Raw genomic sequence first — 26050 nt, forward strand, 5'->3', positions numbered from 1 at the left:
ATAAGGGGTAACAAATGAAAAAGTATATTATAAAAAGATTATGTATGTCAATTGTTATGATTTTTGGAGTTTCCATTATTATATTTGTACTTATTCAAAGTCAACCTGGAAATCCATATTCAACAATGTTAAGTCCTAATATAAGCAAGGAAGCTATAGAGAATATGTTACATAAAATAGGATATTATGATCCACTATGGCTTAAGTATGTTAAGTGGTTTAAAATGAGCATTGCTTGGGATTTTGGCTATTCTATAAAATATAAAATTCCAGTTTTAGATGTGATAGTACCAAGATTATTTAATACATTTATTTTATCATTAACTTCATTTATAATAAGTGCTATTGTAGCCATATTATCTGGAGTTTATGCCGCTTCAAATAAAAATTCATTTTTTGATAAAGCAAGTGGATTTTTGGCTTTTGTTTTTTTATCAATCCCAACATTTTTCTTTGGACTTATTTTAGTAAAGTGGTTTAGTTTTGATATTAATATATTACCAACTTCAGGCATGGTTACTATAGATAAAGATTATAGTGGCTTTTATTATATTATAGATGTGGCTAAACACATGATTATGCCTACAATTGTATTGTCATTAACACAAATTGCTACACTTTTTAAGTATACAAGGTCATCAATGATAGATTCACTAGAAAAACAATATATAATAACTGCAAGAGCTAAAGGATTAAATAGAAGAAAAACAATTTGGAAACATGGTTTTAAAAATTCTATGATTTCAATTATAACTATACTTTGTATGCAAATGCCTTCTTTGTTTTCAGGAGCACTAATAACTGAAACAATATTTATTTGGCCAGGTATAGGTAGGCTTAATTATGATGCAGTAGTTTCAAGAGATTATCCTCTTATTATGGCTATAGCAATGATAACAGCTATTATTATAATTTTTTCAAATTTTTTAGCGGATATTTTATATGCAGTAATAGATCCAAGAATAAGATTAAATAAAAATTAGTGAGGTAATATTATGAGATATAAATTCAAATTCAAAAATATAATAGTTATATTGGCTGTGACGATTATTATAACACTAATTAGTATCTCTATTTTAGCTCCATATATAAGTAGATATAATCCTAATGCTAATGATCTTTATAATATGTATTCTCCACCTAGTAGTGAACATATTTTAGGAACAGATGAAGTTGGAAGAGATGTTTTTAGTAGATTGATTTACGGTGGTAGAGTATCTTTACTAGTTGGATTTTCTGCAATGATTATGCAGCTTATTTTGGGAATAATATTAGGTACAATTTCTGGTTATTTTGGTGGAATAGTAGATAAATTAATAATGATGATAATTGATATTATTATGTGTTTTCCCTTTTTTGTTATAGCCATTACAATATCAGCTATACTTGGACCTAATATATGGAATCTCATAGCAATTATAGGAATTTTATCTTGGCCACAAGTTGCAAGAATTATTAGAGCTGAAATTCTATCTTTAAAAGAAAGTGATTACATTATGGCTGCAAAAGCAATAGGGTTAAATAATATAGAAATTATCAAAAATCATTTATTGCCTAATATTTTATCTCCAATTATAGTGACAGCAACTTTAGCTGTTGCACAAGCAATATTAACAGAAGCTGCTTTGAGTTTTCTAGGTATGGGGGTAAGGCCTCCAATGCCTAGTTGGGGTAATATGTTATCTGCTTCTCAAAATGTAACTACACTGCAAAGATACTGGTGGTTATGGATTCCAGCAGGTGCTATGGTCATTGTTGTAGTTACTTCAATAAATTTCATTGGTGATGGTATTAGAGAGTATTTAAGTCCTAAAAATAAGTGATGAAATTAGAAAAATATATTTTAAAAAAGTGGCATTATTATAATTTTTTATTATGTAGGTAATATAAAATAGGTATTAACTACAAGTTTATAGTAAGTTAATAATAGTAAGTTGTATAAAGTTAATATTAGCTTAAATGAGGTGGAATATGGTGAGTATTTTAGAAGTAAAGAATTTAAAAACTTCATTTGAAATAAATAATGAAAAAGTTTTAGCTGTAAATGATGTGAGCTTTCAGTTAAAAAGTGGAGAAGTTTTAGGTATTATAGGTGAATCTGGAAGTGGTAAAAGTGTTACTGCTTTATCTATTATGAATTTGCTTCCAAAATATAAGGGGAAAATTGAGTCTGGAAGTATTATTTTTAATAATAAAGATATTACTAAATTAAATGATAAAGAAATGTGCAAAATTAGAGGAAAAGATATAAGTATAATATTCCAAGAACCAATGACAGCGTTAAATCCTATTTTAACAATTGAAAAACAGATAGGAGAAATATTAATAACTCATAATATTTGTTCTAAAAAAAATATATATAATAAAATAAAAGATGTTTTATTAAGCCTAAAAATACCTAATCCAAAGGAATTTATGAAAAAATATCCTTTTCAAATTAGTGGGGGAATGTTACAGAGAGTAGTAATTGCTATAGCAATTATTTGTAATCCTAAAATCATAATAGCAGATGAACCTACAACTGCATTAGATGTTACTACACAAGCTGAAATATTAAATTTATTAAAAAAAATTATTAAAGACATAGATACTTCAATTATTTTAATAAGCCATGATTTAGGAGTTATTGCAGAAATGGCAACAAAGGTTCTAGTAATGTATAGAGGAAAAATAGTAGAAAGTTGCCCTGTTCTTGAGTTTTTTGATAACCCAAAACATCCATATTCTAAAGGGCTTATAAATTCTAGACCTAATAATTTTAATACTAACAATAGATTTAATTCAATAAAAGGTATGGTACCTAATATATCAAAAAAAATTAATGGATGTGATTTTTATAATAGATGTGATGAGAAAAAAGATATATGTTTAAAAGAATTCCCTCCTAACACCAATATTAAAAGTAATCATAATCTTAAATGTTGGCTTTACAAAACTATATAAAGATAAGATTTAGAACAAAAGATTTAATTTAATAAAAATTTATACATAGATGAGGATATAGAATTAAAAATGGATAATTTAAATAATTTATATGAAAAAAATCAGTTTAATATAAAAAATAAGGTTGATAATCTATTAGAAGTTAAAGACTTAAAAAAATACTTTAAAACTAGAGAAAAATTTAACTTAAAGAGATATTTTAAATACGGGAAAAAGAGTTTGTTAGATTCTAAGGCTGTAGACGGAGTTTCCTTTAATATTAAGGAGGGTCAAATACTAGGATTAGTAGGAGAATCCGGTTGTGGAAAATCAACAACGGGTAAATCTATTTTAAGATTAATTGAACCTACTTTTGGGAGTGTAAGGTTTAATGGCAAGACTTTATTTGATGTAGAAAATAAAATATATATGGATAAAAATGAACTGACATATTTAAGAAAAGATATTCAATTTATTTTTCAAAATCCTTATGCTAGTTTAAATCCTAGGATGAAAATTGAAAGAATAGTTTCTGAAGGAATTAAAAAGCATAATATAGTTTCTAAGTTTGAAATTAAAGATAAGTGCCAAGAAATATTAAGTCTTTGTGGTTTATCCAAAGCTGATCTTAGTAAATTTCCTAATGAATTTAGCGGCGGACAAAGACAAAGAATTGTTATTGCTAGAGCTTTAGCTGTAAATCCTAAATTTGTTGTATGTGATGAACCAACTGCTGCATTAGATGTATCCATACAATCACAAATTTTAAATCTTATGTTAGATTTAAAAGATAAGTTTCAATTAACCTATCTTTTTATTTCTCATAATTTAGAAGTAGTAAGATATGTTTGTGATAGTATTTGTGTTATGTATTTAGGAAAAATAGTTGAAAAATCAAAAACACAGAATTTATATAGTAATCCTCTACACCCTTATTCAAGAGCATTAATTTCTTGTATACCTAAAAATCATCCTAGTGATAAAGAGGAGAAAATAATATTAAAAGGTAGTGTTCCAAGTTCATCTAATATTCCTTGCGGTTGTAGATTTAATACAAGATGCCCCTATAAAGATAAATATTGTGAAATTGTAGAACCTGAACTTAAAGAAATATTACCTGGACATTTTGTGGCTTGTCATAAAGCATAAATATAGTTAGTTTATTATATATAGGAAGATTCATTCTTTATCTAGGAGAATATTGATATATATGTTATAATATTTCATAATATTTAAGAATGTAGTAGTAAACTTAATAAAACATAGGAGGAAAAATATATAATGATAGCTGTAATAATTAATGCAGTAGCAATTGTTATAGGTAGTACTATAGGTTTAATATTTAAAAAGGGAATTTCTAAAAAATATACTGACGCAATTATGGTTGGACTGGGATTATGTACTATTTATATTGGAATATCAGGAGCTTTAAAGGGTAAAAATACTTTAATACTTATAATTTCTATGGTTATAGGAGTTACTATAGGAACTTGGATAGATATTGATAAAAAAATAAATACTTTTGGTAGTTGGCTTGGAAGTAAAAATAAATCTTCTTCTAATGATTCCATTTCAGTTTCAGAAGGATTTATTACTTCAAGTTTATTGTTTTGTGTAGGAGCAATGACAATAGTAGGTTCCTTAAATGCAGGCCTTTCTGGAGATAATAAAATGCTATTTACTAAATCTGTACTGGATTTAATATCATCTACAATGTTGTCTGTAAGTTTTGGAATTGGAGTGTTGTTTTCAGCTGCTTTTGTTCTTTTGTTTCAGGGCTCTATTGTTTTATTTGCACAATATTTGGAACCTTTTCTTACAAATTCAGCTATTGCGGAAATTAATTGCATAGGTTCTTTGATGATTATAGCCCTTGGATTAAATATAATTGGTGTTACTAAGATTAAAGTGGCAAATTATTTGCCTGGAATTATTATTGCTCCTATTTTATGTTTTATAGTAACATTAATATATTAATAAACTAAAAATGATAAAGACTATTTTATGGTAAGTAAATTAAGATAGTATGATAAAATAATCATTTTTTATTTTATATTTGTTAAACAGATTATAAACATTAAAGTTTATAGTCTGTTTTTTTTAGTTTAAAAAATTTCTAGTTAAATTGTTGATTATATGTGAAATAAGATTAATTTAATTAATATGTAATTAATGTTATAATTTACTAATAGGTATTATTAAATGTCTTTTTTATATAAAAAATAAGATGAAATCAAAGGTAAAATGGAGGTAGAAACATTATGGACAAATATAAAGTTATTAAGATTAAACAAAGTGTTTTCCAAAATAATGATAGACAAGCTGATTTACTTAGAGAGGATCTAAAAAAAGATAAAACTTTTTTACTGAATTTGATGTCATCCCCAGGTTCTGGTAAAACAACAACTGTTTTAAGGACAATTGAAAATTTGAAAGATGAAATTGCAATTGGAGTTTTAGAGGCTGATATTGATTCTGATGTAGATGCTAATACTGTTTCAAAAACCGGTGCAAAAGTAATACAATTGCATACTGGTGGAATGTGTCATCTTGATGCAGATATGACTAAACAAGGATTGTTAGCATTAGGAACAAAAGGTATTGATTTTGCCATTTTAGAGAATGTAGGAAATTTGGTATGCCCAGCAGAATTTGATACTGGTGCATCAAAAAATGCTATGATTTTAAGTGTACCTGAAGGAGATGACAAGCCTTTAAAGTATCCTTTAATGTTTTCAATTGTTGATGTTTTATTAGTTAACAAGATGGATGCTATAGGTATTTTTGATTTTGATTTAGAGAAAATGAAAAAGGAAGTAAAAAAATTAAACCCAAATATAAAAGTTATCCCAATATGCGCTAAAACCGGTGAAGGGATTGATGAATGGGCCAATTGGCTTAGAAGTGAAGTAAATGAGTGGAATGAAAAACTATAATTATAAGTTTAAGTGAATTTTAAGTAAAGTATTAATTAGTAAAAAGATATACGGTTTTATAAAATTTAAAACATAATAATTTATTAAAAAGGTGGAATTGTGATGGCAATTAGAACTAAAATTCTCGAAATGGCACAACATATCAGTGGTAAAAACAAAGACTATACTGAAAATGATCCCCAGTATTATGTATTTGCTGATTTAGTAACTGATGAGCAAGCAGATGTTGTTATTGCAATGAAAAGAAGAAAACAAGAAGCAGTAGAAGATATTGCTGAAAGAGTTCATAAAAATTATGCTGAAACTTTTGATATTTGTATGCAACTTACAGATATGGGGATTATCGAAGTTAAACCTCAATCAGATGGAACAGATAAGTTTGAACTTCCAATTTATGTTCCAGGAATATATGAATTAATGATGCTTAATCGAAAGCAAGCAGATAAACACCCTGAAATAGCCAAAGCGTTTGAACAATATACAAGAGAAACTGTTGAACCTGTTACTAAATTTATGCCCATGGGAAATGGAGCAATGCGTGTTATTCCTGTTGAATCAGCAATTAAAGCTGAAACTAGAAAAGCGTCCTACGAAGAAATATCTTACTGGTTAACTAAATATCAAAATCATATTGGACTTGCACCATGTCAATGTCGCTTAGTTCGTACTCAAATGGGGGAAGGCACTGGTAGCATAGCAGAAGAATTATGTATTGTACTTGGAGCTACTGCTGAATCTTGTATTAGAACAGGGAAAGCAAGACGTATAACAAAAGAAGAAGCAGAAGAAGTTATTTTAAAAGCTGAGAAAAAAGGATATATGCATCAAGTTACAAACATGGATGGAACTGATAAAATATGGGCAATTTGTAACTGTCAAAGAGATGTCTGTTTAGCTCTTCGAACTTCACAATATTTTAATACCCCTAATATGTCACGTTCTAATTATATTGCAGAAGTTGATCCTGAAAAATGTGCAGCCTGTGGTCAATGTGTTGAAACATGTCCTGCTAATGCTGTTAAGTTAGGACAAAATTTATGTACAAAACAGCCATTTAAGTATCCATTCACACCACTTCCTGATGATCATAATTGGGGAGAAAATCGTTACAATCCAAATTTTAGAGAAAATTTTGAAAACGTTTATGAGTGTGGTACATCGCCATGTAAAACAACATGTCCAGCTCATATTTCTGTGCAAGCATATATAAAATTAGCTGCTCAAGGGAAATATCTTGATGCTTTAGAATTAATTAAAAAGGAAAATCCATTACCAGCAGTATGTGGGCGTATTTGTCCCCATAATTGTGAAAACGAATGTACTAGATGTAATATAGATGAACCAGTTGCAATAGATGAAATTAAAAAATTTATTGCTGATATGGAATTAAATGAAAAAACAAGATTTATTCCAGAAAAATTGTATGATTTTAGTCATATTAAAATTGCTATAATAGGTTCAGGTCCAGCAGGAATTTCTTGTGCATATTATTTAGCTCAAAAAGGTTACACAATTACAATATTTGAAAAAGAAGAAAAACCTGGTGGAATGCTAACTTTGGGAATTCCTTCATTTAGACTTGAAAAAGATGTTGTTCAAGCTGAAATTGATGTAATTCGTAAATTAGGTGTTGAAATTAAATGTGGTATTGAAGTAGGAAAAGATATTACTTTAGATGAATTACGTCATGAGGGATATAAAGGATTCTATATTTCTATTGGTGCTCAAGGAGGTAGAAAACTTAACATTGAGGGAGAAGATCATGAAGATGTTATTTCTGGTGTTGATTATTTAAAAGATGTTAACCTAGGTAAAGATGTTAAAACTAAAGGTAATGTAGTTGTAATTGGAGGAGGTAATGTTGCAATTGACGTTGCAAGAACTGCCCTTAGAACATCTGCTGAAACTGTAAACATGTTTTCTTTAGAAGGAAAAACTGAAATGCCTGCTCAAGATGAAGAAGTTTTTGAAGCTAAAGAAGAAGGTATTGTTATACAAAATGGTTGGGGTCCAAAAAAAATTATTATTGAAGATGGTAAAGTTAAAGCTGTTGAATTTAAACGTTGTTTAAGTGTATTCAATGAAGAAGGAAAATTTAGTCCAAAATACGATGAAAAAGATATTAAAACAGTTAAAGCTGATAAAGTATTACTATCAATTGGTCAATCTATCCTTTGGGGTGATATGTTAAAGGGCAGCAAGGTAGATTTAAATAGAAATAAAACTGCTAAGGCGAATTCACTAACATATCAAACAAGTGAAAAAGATATATTTATTGGCGGTGATGTATACAGTGGGCCAAAATTTGCTATAGATGCTATTGCTTCTGGTAAAGAAGGAGCAGAATCATTACATCGTTTTGTTCATCCTGGTCAGTCATTAACATTAGGAAGAAATAGAAGGATTTTCAAAGGTGTTGATAAAGAAAATTTGAATCTTGATGGTTATGATAATGCTAAACGTGAAAAAGTTAATTATGATTCAACTAAAAGTAATACTTTTTCAGATCCACGTGTTACATTTACTGAAGAGCAATTAAAAAAAGAAACTGATCGCTGTTTAAAATGTGGAGTAGCTCATGTTGATCCAAATAAATGTATTGGTTGTGGAGAATGTACAACAAGATGTAAATTTGATGCAATTACGATACACCGTGAATTTGATGCTCATAGTTATGGTTATGAAAAAATTAAACCTCATGCAGCTATGAGAGCAATAAGTACAAAAATTAAAACAGCTTTAAATTCAAATAGAGATTCTTTAGATAAATAATTGTCTTTATATAGAGAGGAAAGATAGGAGATACTATGCATGAAGTAACTGTATTAGTAGGTTTGATAGATATGGTGGAAACTGCTGCAATTGAAAACAATATAGATGACATAGACACTGTTGTTGTACAAATAGGTGAAATGTCATCTATTGTACCTAGATATATGATGGAATATTTCCCTAATGCAGCAGAGAATACAATTTTAGAAGATTCTAAATTAAAAATTGAAATAATTCCAGCAAACGGATTATGTCATAACTGCAATAAGGTTTTTAAAATTGTAAAAAATAAAGGTAAGTGTCCTTATTGTAAGGATGATCAATGGGAAATGTTAAGCGGAACAGAATTTGTTCTAAAAGAAATTGTTGTTAGAGAACCTTTATAATTATATTTAATAAGAAGTACCAATTCTTTAAGATTTAAAAATTGGCACTTCTTATATTTTTTATTTAGATCTATTTTTAATATACTTTTAATAAAGTTAAAATATATAAGTTATTGTAGTGGTTTTTTATTTAGTTTAATAAGATTAATATAATGAATATACCATGTAGCTATTAATTAACAGCCCTTTTGAAATAATTAATAAAGAGGATTCCCTTAAAATATATTGTAAAAATATGTTTTATATTCAAATTATTGATATAATATTAATGATGACTACTTAAGCATAGATATTAATGCTTTTATTTTTTATTGGTATGTCCTTTATACCTTAAATAAAAATAATTATTTTAAATTTTATCTAATTTATATTAAATAAACTATTATAAAGGAGAGGTGAATAAATATGAAAGAAAATGAGATAAATGCAATATTAATTAAACCTAATGATAATGTTGCAACAGTATTTTCTAATGGAAAAGCTAATGATATAGCAAAAATTAGTAGTTTTGATGGAGATAGGATTAATATAAAAATTTCAGAAGATATTCCTTTTGGGCATAAACTGGCTGTAAAGGATATAAAAAAGGGAGAAGAAATTATTAAATATGGTGAGGAGATTGGCATAGCAAGTAAAAATATAAAAAAGGGTGATTACGTTCATATTCATAATCTTAATAGTATGAGAGGTAGAGGAGATCTTAAATCAAAGGAGGAGGATTTATAATGAACTTTATGGGATATAAAAGAAAAGATGGACAAGTTGGATCAAGAAACTACGTTGCTGTAATTCCAAGTGTTGTATGTGCAAATGAAGTTGTTGAAGCTATTGTAAGACAAACAACTATGACAAAAGGTATATTTCATCATAAAGGATGCTGTCAGCTTCCTCCAGATTTAGAATCAACAACAGAGTCTCTTATAAGACTAGGAGAAAACCCAAACGTAGGAGCTGTCCTTATTGTAAGTCTTGGGTGTGAAGGAGTAGATACTGATAAAATTGAAAGTAAAATAAGAAGCTTTGGAAAGCCTGTAGAAAGAGTTAATATTCAAGAGGTTGGAGGAACAACTGCTGCAATAAAAAAAGGATTAGATTATGCTCAAAAATTAGAAATTGAAATTTCAGCACAAAATAAAACTAAAGTAGACTTATCAAATTTTGTAATGGGAATAAAATGTGGAGCTTCAGATACTACATCAGGACTTGCATCTAATCCTGTAGTTGGATATGTAGCTGATAAAGTAATTGAAAATGGAGGTACTGTAGTTTTTGGTGAAACTACAGAATTTATTGGAGCGGAACATATATTAGCTAAAAGAGCAAAGTCAAAAGAAGTTGCTGATAAGATATATAATATAGTAAATAGAATGGAAAAAAGAGCTAAATCTGTTGGTGTTGATATGCGAAAAGGACAACCAACTCCTGGGAATATTAAAGGTGGCTTAAGCTCTATAGAAGAAAAGTCTTTAGGAGCTATTGTTAAATCAGGTACCAAGACTATTGAAGATGTTCTAGAATATAATGATAAACCAGCGGGCAAAGGTTTGTTTGCTAAAGATACACCGGGTAGAGAAATAGAAGTATTAACTGCTATGGCAATTGCAGGTAGCCAGGTAATTTTATTTTCAACAGGACGTGGAGCTCCACAAGGATTTCCTATAGTTCCTGTAATAAAAATATGTGGTAATCCTTATACTTATGAAAAAATGTCTAATGACATGGATATAAATGCTGGAGAAATAATATTAAACGAAAAATCTATTAAAGAAATTGGAGAAGAAGTTTTTGAAAAACTTTTAAGAGTTCTTTCCGGTGAAAAAACAAAGGGAGAATCTATAAAATATACAACTTCTATGGATATATATACAGAAGGACCTGTAATATAATATTAGATTTCTATTGAAAATACTATATTTATATTATAGTCTAAATATTATTTAGTGTTTTGTTTTTAAATTTAAAGTTTCCCATAAAAATATTTTTCTATATTAAGATTGCTATTTATAGATACTACTGTCTATTCATATATTTAATGCGTTTGTATTTAGAATTAAAGCTTCTAAAACTAACGCATTTTATTTTTATATTTAAAATTTAGTTTAATACTTATTAAAAATTAAAAAAAGGAAACAATATAATTATAAACAAATTTAATAATATTATGTGCTTAAAATGCAAGAATACAAACAAAGAATTTCATTTTTATGATTTATTATAGTTATTTAGTTTGGGATATACATATAAGTAAAAGAAATATTTCTATATGTTGAGCGCTAATATTTCATTAAACACAATATATAGAATAAACTTAATTTCAAATAAAATATTTAACTTTATAATATTACTTAAACCCTTACAAAAACCATGTTTTCACTTATAGTATGTATTTTTTGTTAAAAAATAATGTAATTTTCTTAAAAATGACTATATAAACAAAAGAAAGATGCATATTATGGTATACTAGGTATAGAAAGGAGGAAAAGTTATTAATAATAAAACTGAAATACCCAATAAAAATATGGAAATTTATAAGTACAGTATTGTTGAATATAGTCACAAGTATAAAAATGATTATATTAAATTAAATTTAAAATGGCTTAAAGAACATAATCTTCTTGAAGAAAAAGATGAGATAATTATTGAAAATGTAGAAGATGAGGTTATTAGTAAAGGTGGAAAGGTTTATATTTTAAAGAAGGAAGAAGAGGTTGTAGGAACTATTGGTTTAATACCAAATTCTTTTGGTTCAATTGAAATTATTAAACTTGCAGTGGATAAAAATCATACTGGATTAGGTTTAGGTAAGAAACTTATGAAAAAAGCAATTTCTGAATCCTATAAAATGGGTTTTAACAAAATAATATTATACACTAATTCAATTTTAAAACCAGCTATTGGTTTGTATGAAAAACTAGGATTTAAAAGAGTGAAATTAGACGATAATAGTGATTATGAAAAAGTTGATGTTAAAATGGTTTATGATTTTAATGTGTAAATAAATCTATCAAATAATTCTATCTTAAGTAGCAAAATATTATTATTTAAAATGAAACTTCTAGTACAAATAATTATTTTAATATGCCTTTTATTAAAATAATAGTAAAATTAATCATTCATTTCTAAAAAATAAGCATACTGAATTTCAAATGTCTATTTGTCAATAATCAAGTGTTAACTTAAATAAGGTTAATATTTTAATAACTTATCACAATTAATCAATCAAATGAATCAAAGATATTTATTGCCTATTATGGATTTTAATATATTATTACATTTTTATTTAAAAGATACTTTTAATAAACTAATTTAGTTTAAATAAAACGAATTTGTTGAAATATTATAAGTAAAATAATTATTGTAGTAGCTTTTTCATAATATTATAAATCATTATTTACATAACAATTACATGTTACATAAAAAAATATAAATTATTGTTTAATATCTCCGAAAATGTAATAGGAGGTGTGTATATAGTGATTTGTCCAAAATGTTCAAATAATATTGATGATGATAGTGTATATTGTAAAAAATGTGGATTAAAATTAAAAGAAAAAGAAATAATAAAGCCTAAAAAAGAAGAGATTCCTTTAAATGAACTAATTAAATTAAAAGAAGGAAAACCATTAAAACATGTTAAAAAATCAAATAGTAAAATAGCAATAATAGCTTTAATAATAATATTAAGTATAAGCGGAGTAGCTTTTGGTAGCTATAAATATGTATTATATAAAAAAGTAGATACTTTAGCTTCCAATGCAGATAAAGAATTTAACAAAAAAAATTATGATAAATCAATAGAATTATATAATAAAGTTTTATCTTATAAAGATGATAGTAAAATGAAAAGTAAACTTTCTTTAGCTAAAATATATAAAAAGAATCAAGGAGTATATAACTCAGGATTAAAATTAATGAATGAGAAAAAATACTTAGAAGCTATAGAAAAATTTAATGATATAGATAAAGATGCTAAAGATTTATATAAAGATTCTCAAACTAAAATTAAAGACTGCAAAAAACAATATATAAATTCTAAGCTTAGTCTGGCTAATAGTTTTATCCAAAATAAAAATTATGACAAAGCTAATGAACATCTAAATGAAATAGATAAGATAGATAATAATAATTCTAATGTAAAAGATTTAAGAGAATCCATTAATAAAAATACAACAGAATTTCAAAAACAAGAAGATAATACATATAAAGCTGCACTAAGTAATAACAATTATAATAAAAATATTAGTTTAACTAAAGAAGGTGCCTATAATATACTAAAAAAATATAACTTATATAATGATATGGAAATAGCAAAAATGAGTCCTTTATCTAAGGAGTTTTCTGTTAATGATAAAAGTATGTATGGACATAACTGTTATTATATAAATGGTAAAGGTGGAAATGCAATACTTTTCGTAATTGATGCAGTTACAAAGAAAATATATTCTTGCGAAAAAGTTGCTCTTAATAAATGGGTATTAACATTAAAAAACTAAATATAATTAATTTAAGCCTTTAAGTGTAAATTAAACACTTAAAGGCTTTTATAATAACTAGAAGTTTTGAATGATAATCAAATAGTACATAGTAGAACATTGTGATAAATGAATCATAATGGAAGCCATTTGCTTATGGTAAATATTGACTAATAGTCTACTAAATGTTAAAATTTAGGCATATAATTTTTCTCTATAAATTTAAAGATATAATTTATAGGAAATATATGAGAAGTTAAATAAAGTACATATATTACAACCCTATTTGAAACTATTAAAAGATAATAATGTGTAATTGGCTTTTAAATCCAAGAAAACGTTTTAAATAAGCTTATATAAATTTTAATAATAATATATAAAATATTTTCCATGAGAGGAGATTTAATATGGGGATTTTGTACGAAGGAGCTAATTTTAATATTGTAGCAATTTGGTTTTTTATCTTATTTGCCTTAATGGCTTTTAATGAATTTGGACGCTCAAGTAAATGGGGAGGTATTGTACTTTTTTTAATCGTACCTATAATATTAACTATTTTTGTTTGGCCAACAACTGCTGCTCCAGGTAATGAATATGGAACTGGTAATTGGTTTAATTGGGTGAAAACTTATTCAGCTCTTGCAGGCTGTCTTGGTTTTATGGCAATTCGTTATATCCCATCATTAGCAAAAAAGAAATGGGCATTATGCTTTCCAGCATTTATTTTAGCCTTTAATATATTAGAGGCAGCAATTCGTGATTTTCAATGTTTCGGTTATGGGGCATGGAATGGGGCTTATATAGATAATTTATGGGTAATATCTGGTCCTTGGAATATTATGAATGGTATTGCAGGACTTTTAAATATTATACTTATTTGTGGATGGTTTGGAATTTTTGTATCAAAGGACAAAACAAAGGATATGATTTGGCCAGACATGATTTGGATTTATGTGTTAGCTTATGATCTATGGAATTTTGCTTATACGTATAATTGTATTGCTGACCATTCTGTTTATTGTGGATTAGCACTATTATTATCATGTACTATTCCTACATTCTTTATTAAAAAAGGAGCTTGGTTACAACATAGAGCACAAACTCTTGCTTTATGGATTATGTTTGTTATGACAGTACCTACTTTTGCAGATCGTATAGCACCTGTACCTACTACTCATAATCCAACTGCATTTTTTATTGTAAGTCTATTAGCTTTAATAGCAAATGTTGTAGCAGCAGTATACCAAATTAATATTATCATGAAGAGAAAACTTAATCCATTAAAAAATGAAGTATATGTAAATACAAAAGCATATAAAAAAGTAATAGAAGAAAATAAATCATTGAAAGATGAAGTACATGTAAACATAAATATATAGATAAAGAAATACTAAAATATTAAATAAGGAAATCTACTTTTTATAAATCAGGTATCTTTAGATGATAAAGAATATAGATTATTTAAAAGAGTTGATTAATTATAAAAAATTGCATTAGTACAGGCTAATGCAATTTTTATTTTACATAAATATAGTTTATTAAAAAATAATAAACTACATTTCGTTTTATGGTTAATATGTATAATAAATCACTCCTAAGAAAATAAAGTAAAACATTCATATAATTACATTTTAAAAATTATGTCGAAGCATGATATTATAGGCATATATATTTTTTATAATTATATGAGGGGTGATCAAGTATTAAACGTTTTCTAACCACTGTGTTTTTTTTCGCTATTATTTTGTTATTAAAAACAACTTTTGTACAAGCAATGCCTAATGAACTAAGATTAGGAGGGAACAATAGATATGATACTGCTGTAAAAATTAGTATAAATCACTGGAGTCAAAGTAATAATGTAATACTAGTATCTGGTGAGAATTTTCCAGACGCATTAAGTGCATCTCCTTTAAGTAAAAAATATGATGCGCCTATATTATTAACAAGAGCACAAGAACTACCTTCTAACATATTAAATGAAATTCAAAGATTAAAAGCTAAAAATGTATATATAGTAGGAGGAATTGGTGTTGTTAACACTAATATAGAAAATACATTTAAAAAAATAGGACTTAATGTTACTAGAATAGCTGGAAAAGATAGATATGAAACAAGTGTAGAAGTTGCAAAAAAGGTAGGGAATTTTAACAATGCTATTATTGCATCCGGTAATAGTTTTCCAGATGCCTTATCTATATCATCTATTGCAGCATCAAAAGGAATCCCTATACTATTAACAGCTAAAAATAATTTACCTAGCGTAACTTTTAAATTTATAAATGATAATAATATAAATAAAGGTTATATAGTAGGTGGAACTGGTGTTGTTTCAAGCAATATATCAAATAAATTAAATGGTTTTAAAAGACTTGCTGGAAAAGATAGATTTAAAACTAATTTAGCTATAGTTTCTGAATTCACAAATTACTTGAATTATAACAACATATTTGTAGCAACAGGGTATAATTATCCAGATGCTTTAGCAGGTTCAGCAGCTGCCGCTAAACTTAATTCTCCAATATTTCTTACCAATGGTATTACTCAAATTAAACTTTCTGAAATTTTATCAAAACTTAAGACTACACAAAATTTAAAAATTCTGGGATCAACAGGGGTTGTATCTAGTACTGCAGTTAAAAGATTAATGATTAATGTTTATTCTAACAATACATTTGAATTTAAAAAATATAATAATTCCTTACATTATTATGTAAATAGACAATTTACTGAAGGGTTTAATGTTGATTATGAAAAAGGAGAAGTTACTTTAGAAAAACTAAATTATTACATGAATCCTTCTAATTTTGAAGATGATGATCGTGGTAAATATATGTTTTTAAAACTTAATTATTATGAGGGTGTTAAACTTGAAGACTTAAACAAAATTTTAAATACAAAAGGCATATTAAAAAATAAAGGACAAGTTTTTTTAACAGCTGGTCAAAGTCATAATGTAAATCCAATTTATTTAGTAGCTCACTCACTTCTTGAAACATCAAATGGTGCATCTAAATTAGCTAATGGTGTTTTGGTTTCTTCTGTAGATGGACAACCTGTTCAACCTAAAGTTGTATATAATACCTATGCTATAGGGGCTTATGATTCTAATCCTGATAAATATGGAGCAGAATTTGCTTATAAAAAAGGTTGGTTTACAGTCAATGATGCAATAATTGGTGGGACTGAATTTATTTCCAAAGGATATATAAACTCTTATAGAAAACAAGATACCTTATACAAAATGAAGTGGGATTTAAGTACTGTTTGGCATCAATATGCTACAGATATAGGTTGGGCATATAAACAAACCCATATAATAAAACAATTGGCTGATCAAGCGGAAAACTCATCATTTTATTTTGAGATACCTGTATTTGAATAAATTTATTAAAATACAAGATTATGTTTATAAATAAATATTAAGGATGTATAAAAAATAAATATTATATACAAATAAAAAATTGCGTTAGTATAATCTAATGCAATTTTTTTATTTTAAAGGAATATACTCTAATATGTTGAACCTAATTTATAGGGAGGAATTATTATGAATAAAACAATTAATGCTATGTATTTTAGTGCTACAGATACAACTAAAAAGGTCGTTTTAGAAGTTGCAAGTGAAATTTTAAAAAATAGTGCTAATGAAAAAGATATTAAAACTATTGATTTTACATTACCATCTAAAAGAGAGGTTGAAGTTTCTTTTACAAAGGATGATATAGTAGTTATTGGAGTTCCTGTTTATGCAGGAAGAGTTCCTAATAAATTAGTTGATTATTTAAATACTATAAAAGGAAATGGTGCTTTAGCAGTCTGTATAGTAGTTTATGGTAATAGAGATTATGATGATGCTCTAATAGAACTTAAAGACATTATGGAATCTGATGGCTTTAAAGTTATATCTGGAGGATCTTTTATAGGTGAACATTCTTTTTCAAAAATACTTGCAAAGAATAGACCAGATAAAAAAGATTTAACTATTGCAAAGAGATTTGGAGATAAAATATATAAAAAAATAACAACTGGAAATATACTTGGAAATGTTAAAGTAAAAGGAAATAAGCCGTATAGAAAACATTACATACCTAAAGATAAAAAAGGACATTCTTCTGATATTAGAAAGGTTATACCTAAAACAAACAGTAATTGTATTAATTGCAAGCTTTGTGCTAAAGTATGCCCTATGGGTTCAATAGATTATGATGATGTATCTAAACTAAATGGTATTTGTATAAAATGTGGTGCCTGTATTAAGAAATGTCCAACCCATGCTAAGTATTTTGATGATGAAAAATACTTAATGCATAAGAAAGAACTAGAAGAAAAATATTCAAATGTTAGAAATGAACCAGAGTTATTTATATAAAGAACTTTATTGAATTTTATCATTACTTTATTGTTATAGATAAGAAACTAAGTATTTTAAAAATAAAGATAAAACACTTATATATGAATATATATAAGTGCTTTTTTATTTGATCAAAAATTGTTTGTTTTTAATCAAATAAAATAAAAAAAGACTTGATATGCTATTATATGGTAAAATTAATTATTACTAAAAATATAATCGGAGGTATTCTTTTGAAAAATAATTTACAAAATTTTGGAATAATAATTTTCATAGTATTTATACTGGTAGTTTTAAAACCATTTAATGTTATTAAAGTTTTAGCAGCTGAAAATAAAAAAAATTTAACTATTCTTTTTACTCATGATCTTCATGATCACTTTTTACCCTCTAAGATTAGACAAGGGGATGACATTATAGAGATTGGAGGATACGAAAGACTTAAAACTGTTATAGATGAAGAAAAAGCTAAAGATCCTAATTCTATACTAGTAGATGGAGGAGATTTTTCTATGGGAACACTTTTTCAATCTATATACGAAAGTTACGCTCCAGAACTTAAAATATTAGGTGAAATGGGATATGATGTTACAACTTTAGGTAATCATGAATTTGATTTTAGAGCTGAAGGACTTACTAATGCTTTAAATTCAGCACTTAAAAGCAAAGAAAAGTTACCACAAATTGTACAATCTAATATGAAATTTCCTAAAGACAAAAATGGGAAATTAACTAATTCACTTTCAAACTTAAAGAAAGCTGTAAAGTCTTATAAAGTAAAAGAATACACAGTAATCAAAAAAGGAGATTTAAAAATAGGTGTTTTTGGTTTAATGGGGAAAGATGCTGCATCTAATGCACCAATGTCTGAAGTGGAATTTACAGATACAGTTAAAAATGCTAAAGAAGTAGTTAACACATTAAAAAATAAAGAAAAAGTGGATATTATCTTGTGTGCATCTCATTCTGGTATTGATGATGATAAATCAAAATCTGAAGATGAAAAATTAGCAAAGGAAGTACCAGATATTGATGTTATAATAAGTGGACATACTCATACAAAGCTAAATAAGCCTATAAAGATAGGCAAAACTATTATAGGATGCTGTGGTGAGTATAGTGAAAATTTAGGAGTTATAAAGCTTTCTAAAAATGGAAAAGAATCTTGGAAACTTGATAGTTATAAGCTTAAAAACATAGATTCTAATATTTTAAAAGATACTAGTATTTCACAAAAAATAGAGAAATTTAAAAAGGTAGTTCAACAAAAGTATTTAAATAAATTTGGAATGAAATTTGATGAAGTCTTAGCTAAAACGGATTTTAATTTTATAGCTTCATCTAAAATAGGGGATAAGCAGGGAGAGGAACCTTTAGGAAATCTTATTAGTGATGCCTACAAATATGCTGTAAAAAAAGCGGAAGGTTCAAATTATGATCCAGTAGATGTTTCAATTGTTCCAGCAGGAACTATAAGAGGATCATTTGTAAAGGGTAATATTACAGTAGCGGATGTTTTCACTGTAAGTTCTTTAGGCATAGGTAAAGATAGAGTTGCTGGATACCCACTTCTTTCAGTTTATATAACAGGAAAGGAATTAAAAACTGCTTGTGAAGTAGATGCATCTATTTCTCCTAAAATGAAACCTGCTCAAATTTATATGTCAGGAATAACTTATACATTTAACCCTAATAGAATGATTCTTAATAAAGTTACTGATGCAAAACTTCAAAAATCAGATGGAACATATGAAAAAATAGAAGATAAAAAATTATATAGAGTTGTAGCAGGTTTGTATTCTGCTCAAATGCTTTCAGTTGTGGGAGAAAAATCTTATGGATTATTAAAAATTGTTCCAAAAACTAAAGAAGGGAAACCAATTACTAATTTTGAAGACCATATAATATATGATACTACTAGCGGAAATAATAACGAAGTTAAAGAATGGGTAGCAATCTCAGAGTACCTTAAATCATTTAAGAAAGCAAACGGAATTTCAAAAATTCCTTTATATTATAATAAAGTTCAAGGTAGAAAAATTATTGATGATAATAAAAGTATATTAGCAATTTTAAGTCATCCAAATAAAATTGCTTTAGGAGTATATATCTTTGCAATAATTTTAATATCAATAACTGCATTTATCATTATTAAGTTAAATAAGTATAGAAATCATTCAAAAACAGTTAAAAATGGATTGTAATATAAATTTAGCCAAGTATTTGTTAATATATCAATGCTATGGTAATATATAAGCATATAAATATAGACTTATTTAATACAACTAAGGAGGAATTTAATCATGACTAATTTACCAAACTGTCCAAAATGTAATTCAGAATATACTTATGAAGATGGAAATCTTTTTGTATGTCCAGAATGTGCTTACGAATGGACTTTAGAATCAGAAAAACAAAAAGAAGAAGAAAGCTCTGTTAAAGATGCTAACGGAAATATATTAGAAGATGGTGATACTGTAACAGTAATAAAAGATCTTAAAGTAAAAGGCAGTTCATCATCTATAAAAATAGGTACAAAAGTGAAAAATATAAGATTAGTTGAAGGTGACCACAATATAGATTGTAAAATAGATGGTTTTGGAGCTATGAAGTTAAAATCAGAATTTGTTAAAAAAGCATAAATATATTTATGTTTTATAAAGTCTTGGGAATAATATTCTCAAGGCTTTTATTTATATAGAAAAACTACTAATTTAGCTAATGATCTTTTGGTATCTAATAAAAGTTTGAAAATATTAGTTTATTATACTTTTATATTATTCTATTTAACTACTTATATTTTTAATAATAATAATGTTAACTAATAAAAAATTATATATATTTTTATAATTCAGAATTTTCCTTGACATCCTCTTTTAAATGTGGTAAAAATATGAAAAAGATAATAAGAAATATACTTATAAAAAAACAAATTTTAAATTTATTAAAATAGTATTTCTAATTTTCAGATATACACGATTGATAAATTTAAATAATACAGAAAAGGATGATTAATATGCTTATAAGAAGAATAAAAAAAGAAGACAATAAAAATGTAGAAAAAATAATAAGAGATGTACTAACAGAATTTGGTGGCAATAGAGAAGGTCTTGCTTGGGCAGATCCTGAACTTTCTTATCTTTCAGAAGTTTATAAAAAAGAAAATACAGCTTACTGGGTAGCAGAAAAAGATGGCAAACTTGTAGGCGGCTGTGGAATAGGCCCAGTTGAAGGCGCTGAAGGTGTATGTGAACTTCAAAAAATGTATTTCTTAGAGGAAAGTAGAGGTACAGGAGTAGCAGGACAAATGATTGAAAAAGCTTTAGACTTTGCAAGTAATTACTATGATAAATGTTATCTTGAAACACTATCAAATATGAAAGCTGCAAATAGATTTTACCAAAAACATGGATTTCATAAAATTGATAAACCTATATTAGATTCAGAACATTATGCTTGTGATGTTTGGTACATAAAAGATTTAAAATAATATTTTTAATAGGAATACTGATACTGTAAAAATGTATAATACCATTTTTACAGTATTTTTTTATATATAATTAATATTTATTACATTAGATGTAAAATTATTTTTAAAAAAATTAACTTTTTCTACAAGAAATTTTACAGAAAAATATTAAATGGTTAAAAAAGATTGAAAAAAATTAAAATAAAATATATAATAGTGTTAATATATACTAAAAAGTGTATATTTAGCCTTAGGAAAATGGTAGGTATGTCATTATGTTTTATCACAACTGGTAATTACATTATGACATTATATCGTTTTAAATTTCTTATATGTAAATATTTAAATAGGGAGGTGAGAAGAATAGGTTAGAAATACTAAAAAATTAAAGAGGTGAATTATGTGAAAAATAATAAACTTAGAAAAATATCTATAATTAATATTTTCTTATTTGTTTTATCCATACTTTTTAGCAATCAAGTAAACGTTTATGCAACCTCGAATAGTCAAAATTTACTAGGAAATATAAGCACTATTAATAAAAATCAAAATACTATAGACATAACAACAAGCACTTCTAAAAAAGTTAAGATAATTTTTTATAAAAATAATACATTTAGAATATGGACAGACCCAACAGAAAAATTTGATGATTCTACTAAAGGGAAAATTCTACAGCAAAATGCCTTACAACCTGGTAGCATTTCTTATTCAGATGGAGGAGAGTATTACAAACTAGAAACCAGTAACTATATAGTTAGAGCATATAAAAGTCCTTTAAGATTTGCAATGTACAAAAAAGATAACTCTACAGTTATATGGGAAGAGGAAGCTCCACTAAAGCTAACTTCTCAATCTACAGAACAAAATTTAAAACCACAAAGTGGTGAGAATTTTTATGGTGGAGGTATGCAAAACGGATATTCAAGACAAAATGGTAGAAGTGTTTTGATTAAAAACCATGTAGGAGATCCTGATAGATACAATTGGGATACAAATTCGGTTTCAAATCCTGTTCCTTTTTATTTAAGCACAAAAGGATATGGAGCATATAGAAACACTTTTACTCCTGGAACATACGATTTTTTTAATGATACTACAAGATTACAACATAAAGAAAATCAATTTGATACTTTCTATTTTTATGGACCTAATATACCCAATGTTATAAATGAGTATACATCATTAACGGGCAGACCTTCTTTAATACCAAGATGGGGTTTAGGATCAGGATATGCAGATGCTTTCAATAGATCAAATCCTACTTATAAAGGATCTCCAGAGGAAGGTAAAATGCATACTTTAGAAGGATTAGATTATGCAAAAGCATTTAATGACAATGATATGCCGTCTTCATGGATGCTTCCCAATGATGGATATGGTTGTGGATATGAAAATTTACCACAGTTTGTTGAAGGAGCAAAACAATATGGAATTAAAACTGGTCTTTGGACACAATCTGGAGTTAAAGGTGAATCAGAAGTTGGACAAGCAGGAAGTAGCATGTATAAATTAGATGTAGCATGGGTAGGAAGAGGATATGAATTTGCATTAGATGCTCAAAAAGAATCTGCAGATGCAATAGAAGAAAATTCAGATGCTAGAAGATTCCTTTTATCAGTTTGTGGTTGGGCAGGCAGTCAAAAATATTCTACTGTATGGACTGGAGATCAAGTTGGAGGTGTATTTGATTATATTAAATATCATATACCAACTTATGTAGGTTCCGGATTGTCTGGAATGCCATATGTAGCTAGTGATATAGATGGTATCTTTGGAGGTAATGGTAAAACATATACTAGAGATCTTCAATGGAAAGTCTTTACCCCTATAATGATAAATATGTCTGGATGGGCAGATAAAGATAAATTACCTTGGGCATATGGTGAACCTTATACAAGCATAAATAGAAAATACCTAAAATTAAAACAAAGGTTAATGCCTTATATCTATACCTATGCAAATGAAGCAAGTAAAACTGGAGCACCTATGGTAAGACCAATGTTTTGGGATTTTCCAAATGATAAAGTTGCTCATACTGATAAAACTAAATATCAATTTATGCTTGGAAAATCATTTTTAGTTGCACCAGTATATGAAGATTCAGATAAAAGAGATGGAATATACCTTCCAGATTCTAAATGGATAGACTATTGGAGCGGAAAAGAATATGCAGGAAATCAATTTTTAAATGGATATGATGCACCAATTGATAAATTACCTGTATTCGTTAAAAAAGGTGCTATAATTCCAATGTATCCTTCTTCTAATTATGATGGAGAAAAAATGCCAGGAGACACTTATCCTATAACATTTGATATATATCCATCTGGAGAATCTTCTTTTGATCTTTATGAAGATGATGGAGAAACAAAAGAATACAGAAATGGGAAATCGTCAAAAACTAAAATTCAAGTAGTTGCTCCTGAAAATGGAGAAGGAAATTCTACAGTTACAGTTAATCCTACAGAAGGATCTTACAAAGGAATGGTAACTTCCAGGAAAAATCAATTTACTATTCATTCAAAATCTGCTCCTCAAACTTTAACACTAGTAGTAGATGGTGAAACTAAAACATTAACTAAAGCATCTACTAAAGAAGCTTATGATAAGAACAACTCTAATGTATGGTTCTTTGATTCTAAGGAAAAAGGTGGAATTTTATATGCTAAAACTGAATCAATAGATGTAACCAAAAAAATTGTTCTTAATATAGATAAAGTAAATAATCAATCTGAATCAATTACTAATTTAGATGGAAGTATTCCTCAAAATTTAAAAACTAGTGATATAACTAAAAGAAGTATAAATATTCAGTGGGATTCAATAGGCAATGCTAAATCTTATGATTTAATGATAGATGGATTAGTATATTCTAATGTTAAAAGTCCATTCATACATAAAGATTTAAATACTAATGAAACTCATAAATATAAAGTTAGAGTAGTTAAAGATTCAGGTGTTTCTAACTGGTCAAATGAAGTTTCAGCTACAACTAAAGAGGGGATTAAAATTACTTCAGCTACAGCCACTACTTATGAATCTGCAATGCCAGGTGGAGTAGAACCATATTATCCTGAAAACTCAATTGATGGCAATAATTCTACTAAATGGATGAGTGATGCTGGTCAAAAGGGATTAATAAAAAATGGTGAACAATCAATTAATTTATATTTAGAAAAAACAAGTAAAGTTAATAAATTAGAATATACTCCTCCAGCTAAAGGTTTAACAGGAGTCATAACTAAATTTGATATTTTTGCAAGCCACGATGGGAAAAACTTTAATAAAATAGTAAGTGATGGAACATGGGAAGATAACGGGGAAGTTAAAACTGCTGAATTCCCGTGGATAGAAGCAAAAATTATTAAATTAAAAGCTAAAGAGGGAAATAACGATAAAGCTGCTGCTGTTGAATTATCCCTTTCATATGATGAAACTATAGCAAATAAACTTGGAGAATTTGAAATACCACCTAGTAATGAAGATGAAAAAATACAGTCTAGTAGCATATCTTCTGTTGTAGCTACAAGTGAAACTTTAGCAAAAGATTATGGTATAGATAATTCAGCTAAAAATGTTATAGATGGAGATAGAAGTACTATTTGGCATAGTGAATTTTGGCCAGAAAAAAAAGAATTACCACAATCTATAACTTTAACCCTTAAAAACCCAATTGAAATTTCTAGATTAGAATATATACCAAGAGTAGAATCAGGAGCTAATGGAACTATTACTAAATATAATTTATATGTTAGTGCAGATGGTAATGAATTTACTAAAGTTGTAACTGATGGTATTTGGGAAAATAATAACGATAATAAAGAAGTTAAAATTACAAATTCTTCAAAAATAAAGGCTATAAAACTTGAAGCTTTAGAAGGTGTTGGTGGATTTGCTTCTGCAGCAGAAATTAATTTATTTAAATCAGCAATAGAAACTACTGATAGTCCGACAAATGGAGATTCTAATCTTGTTTTAGAAATACCTGGAAGTGAAAATGATGGAAATAGTGTAGATAAACCTGAAACTGATTCAGGAAATGCTGATGCTCAAGCTAATAGCCAAAAAATAGCAGAACTACAAAAACTATTAGATGCTGCTAAAGCACAACTTGAATCAACAACTACAGAATTAGAATCTGCCAAACAAGAAACTGCTAAATTAAAAGAAGATACAAAGAAACAAGTAGATACTTTAACTACACAAGCTCAAGAGCTTAGAAATGATTTAAATGAATCAACAAATCAATTAAATGAAGCAAAAGAAGATTTAGCAAATGCTAATAAAGAAATAGAAAATCTTAAAAATACAATTGAAGAATTAAATAATAGAGTTACAGAAGTAGAAAAACAAACAAATGAAGTTAAACAAGAAACAGATAATCAAGGTAATGAAAATGGACAAACTAACGAAGAATCTCAAGTTGAAAATGCTATAAGACTAGGAGGACAAACAAGATTTGATACAGCAACTTCTATAGCAAACAAAATGTACAGCGATAAAGTATCAAACATAGTTGTAACAAATGCCTTTTCATTTGCAGATCAAATAACATCAAGTGTAATTGCAAATAAAAATGATGCTCCTGTTTTATTAGTAGGAACTAATAAAGAAGATAACACTAAAACTTTAGATTATATTAAATCTCACATGAAAGAAGACACTAAAGTAACTATCGTTGGTGGTACTGGCGTTGTAACAACTGAAACTGAAGATAGTATTAAAGCTTTAGGAAT

General features: G+C 27.1%; 19 protein-coding genes. All 19 read left to right on the forward strand.

Features of this window, described 5'->3' with window-relative positions:
- The first annotated feature begins 14 nt into the window (after positions 1 to 14).
- A complete protein-coding gene (locus ABDZ71_RS01660; RefSeq protein ID WP_343758193.1) occupies positions 15 to 983 on the forward strand; it encodes an ABC transporter permease in 969 nt (322 codons plus the stop codon).
- Between the two features lie 12 nt (positions 984 to 995).
- A complete protein-coding gene (opp4C, locus tag ABDZ71_RS01665; protein ID WP_343758196.1) occupies positions 996 to 1823 on the forward strand; it encodes an oligopeptide ABC transporter permease in 828 nt (275 codons plus the stop codon).
- Between the two features lie 151 nt (positions 1824 to 1974).
- Positions 1975 to 2943: an ABC transporter ATP-binding protein gene (locus ABDZ71_RS01670; RefSeq protein WP_425544678.1), complete on the forward strand. Its 969-nt coding sequence runs from the start codon at positions 1975 to 1977 to the stop codon at positions 2941 to 2943.
- A 69-nt stretch (positions 2944 to 3012) separates the two neighbouring features.
- Positions 3013 to 4071, forward strand: a complete 1059-nt coding sequence (locus ABDZ71_RS01675; protein ID WP_343758200.1) for an ABC transporter ATP-binding protein — start codon at positions 3013 to 3015, stop codon at positions 4069 to 4071.
- Between the two features lie 132 nt (positions 4072 to 4203).
- On the forward strand, positions 4204 to 4899 hold the full coding sequence (locus tag ABDZ71_RS01680; RefSeq protein WP_343758202.1) for a DUF554 domain-containing protein: 696 nt from the start codon (positions 4204 to 4206) through the stop codon (positions 4897 to 4899).
- Between the two features lie 284 nt (positions 4900 to 5183).
- Complete coding sequence (hypB, locus tag ABDZ71_RS01685) at positions 5184 to 5858, forward strand: hydrogenase nickel incorporation protein HypB (protein ID WP_343758204.1); 675 nt, start codon at positions 5184 to 5186, stop codon at positions 5856 to 5858.
- 102 nt (positions 5859 to 5960) lie between these two features.
- The gene (locus tag ABDZ71_RS01690) at positions 5961 to 8630 is read left to right on the forward strand and encodes an FAD-dependent oxidoreductase (protein ID WP_343758206.1); all 2670 of its coding nucleotides are present in this window, start codon (positions 5961 to 5963) and stop codon (positions 8628 to 8630) included.
- Between the two features lie 35 nt (positions 8631 to 8665).
- Positions 8666 to 9016: a hydrogenase maturation nickel metallochaperone HypA/HybF gene (locus ABDZ71_RS01695; RefSeq protein WP_343758208.1), complete on the forward strand. Its 351-nt coding sequence runs from the start codon at positions 8666 to 8668 to the stop codon at positions 9014 to 9016.
- A 405-nt stretch (positions 9017 to 9421) separates the two neighbouring features.
- The gene (locus ABDZ71_RS01700; RefSeq protein WP_343758210.1) at positions 9422 to 9742 is read left to right on the forward strand and encodes a UxaA family hydrolase; all 321 of its coding nucleotides are present in this window, start codon (positions 9422 to 9424) and stop codon (positions 9740 to 9742) included.
- A complete protein-coding gene (locus tag ABDZ71_RS01705) occupies positions 9742 to 10902 on the forward strand; it encodes a UxaA family hydrolase (protein WP_343758212.1) in 1161 nt (386 codons plus the stop codon). The genes ABDZ71_RS01700 and ABDZ71_RS01705 overlap by 1 nt, the downstream gene beginning before the upstream one ends.
- Before the next feature lie 632 nt (positions 10903 to 11534).
- Positions 11535 to 12011 (forward strand): GNAT family N-acetyltransferase, encoded by a 477-nt coding sequence (locus tag ABDZ71_RS01710; RefSeq protein ID WP_343758214.1) that lies wholly within the window; start codon positions 11535 to 11537, stop codon positions 12009 to 12011.
- 478 nt (positions 12012 to 12489) lie between these two features.
- Positions 12490 to 13509 carry a zinc ribbon domain-containing protein gene (locus ABDZ71_RS01715; protein ID WP_343758216.1) on the forward strand — a complete coding sequence of 340 codons (1020 nt, stop codon included), beginning with the start codon at positions 12490 to 12492 and terminating at the stop codon, positions 13507 to 13509.
- A gap of 386 nt (positions 13510 to 13895) precedes the next feature.
- A complete protein-coding gene (locus ABDZ71_RS01720) occupies positions 13896 to 14867 on the forward strand; it encodes a DUF5692 family protein (RefSeq protein WP_343758218.1) in 972 nt (323 codons plus the stop codon).
- Positions 14868 to 15211: 344 nt separating this feature from the next.
- The gene (locus ABDZ71_RS01725) at positions 15212 to 16873 is read left to right on the forward strand and encodes a cell wall-binding repeat-containing protein (RefSeq protein WP_343758220.1); all 1662 of its coding nucleotides are present in this window, start codon (positions 15212 to 15214) and stop codon (positions 16871 to 16873) included.
- A gap of 165 nt (positions 16874 to 17038) precedes the next feature.
- On the forward strand, positions 17039 to 17860 hold the full coding sequence (locus ABDZ71_RS01730) for an EFR1 family ferrodoxin (protein WP_343758222.1): 822 nt from the start codon (positions 17039 to 17041) through the stop codon (positions 17858 to 17860).
- 215 nt (positions 17861 to 18075) lie between these two features.
- Complete coding sequence (locus ABDZ71_RS01735) at positions 18076 to 20046, forward strand: bifunctional metallophosphatase/5'-nucleotidase (protein ID WP_343758224.1); 1971 nt, start codon at positions 18076 to 18078, stop codon at positions 20044 to 20046.
- A 99-nt stretch (positions 20047 to 20145) separates the two neighbouring features.
- Complete coding sequence (locus ABDZ71_RS01740) at positions 20146 to 20484, forward strand: zinc ribbon domain-containing protein YjdM (protein WP_343758226.1); 339 nt, start codon at positions 20146 to 20148, stop codon at positions 20482 to 20484.
- Between the two features lie 374 nt (positions 20485 to 20858).
- Positions 20859 to 21332 carry a GNAT family N-acetyltransferase gene (locus tag ABDZ71_RS01745; RefSeq protein ID WP_343758228.1) on the forward strand — a complete coding sequence of 158 codons (474 nt, stop codon included), beginning with the start codon at positions 20859 to 20861 and terminating at the stop codon, positions 21330 to 21332.
- 381 nt (positions 21333 to 21713) lie between these two features.
- A partial coding sequence (locus ABDZ71_RS01750) for a discoidin domain-containing protein (protein ID WP_343758230.1) occupies positions 21714 to 26050 on the forward strand: 4337 nt, incomplete at its 3' end.

Source organism: Clostridium oceanicum (genome assembly GCF_039521385.1).
Classification (GTDB): Bacteria; Bacillota; Clostridia; order Clostridiales; family Clostridiaceae; genus Clostridium_F; species Clostridium_F oceanicum.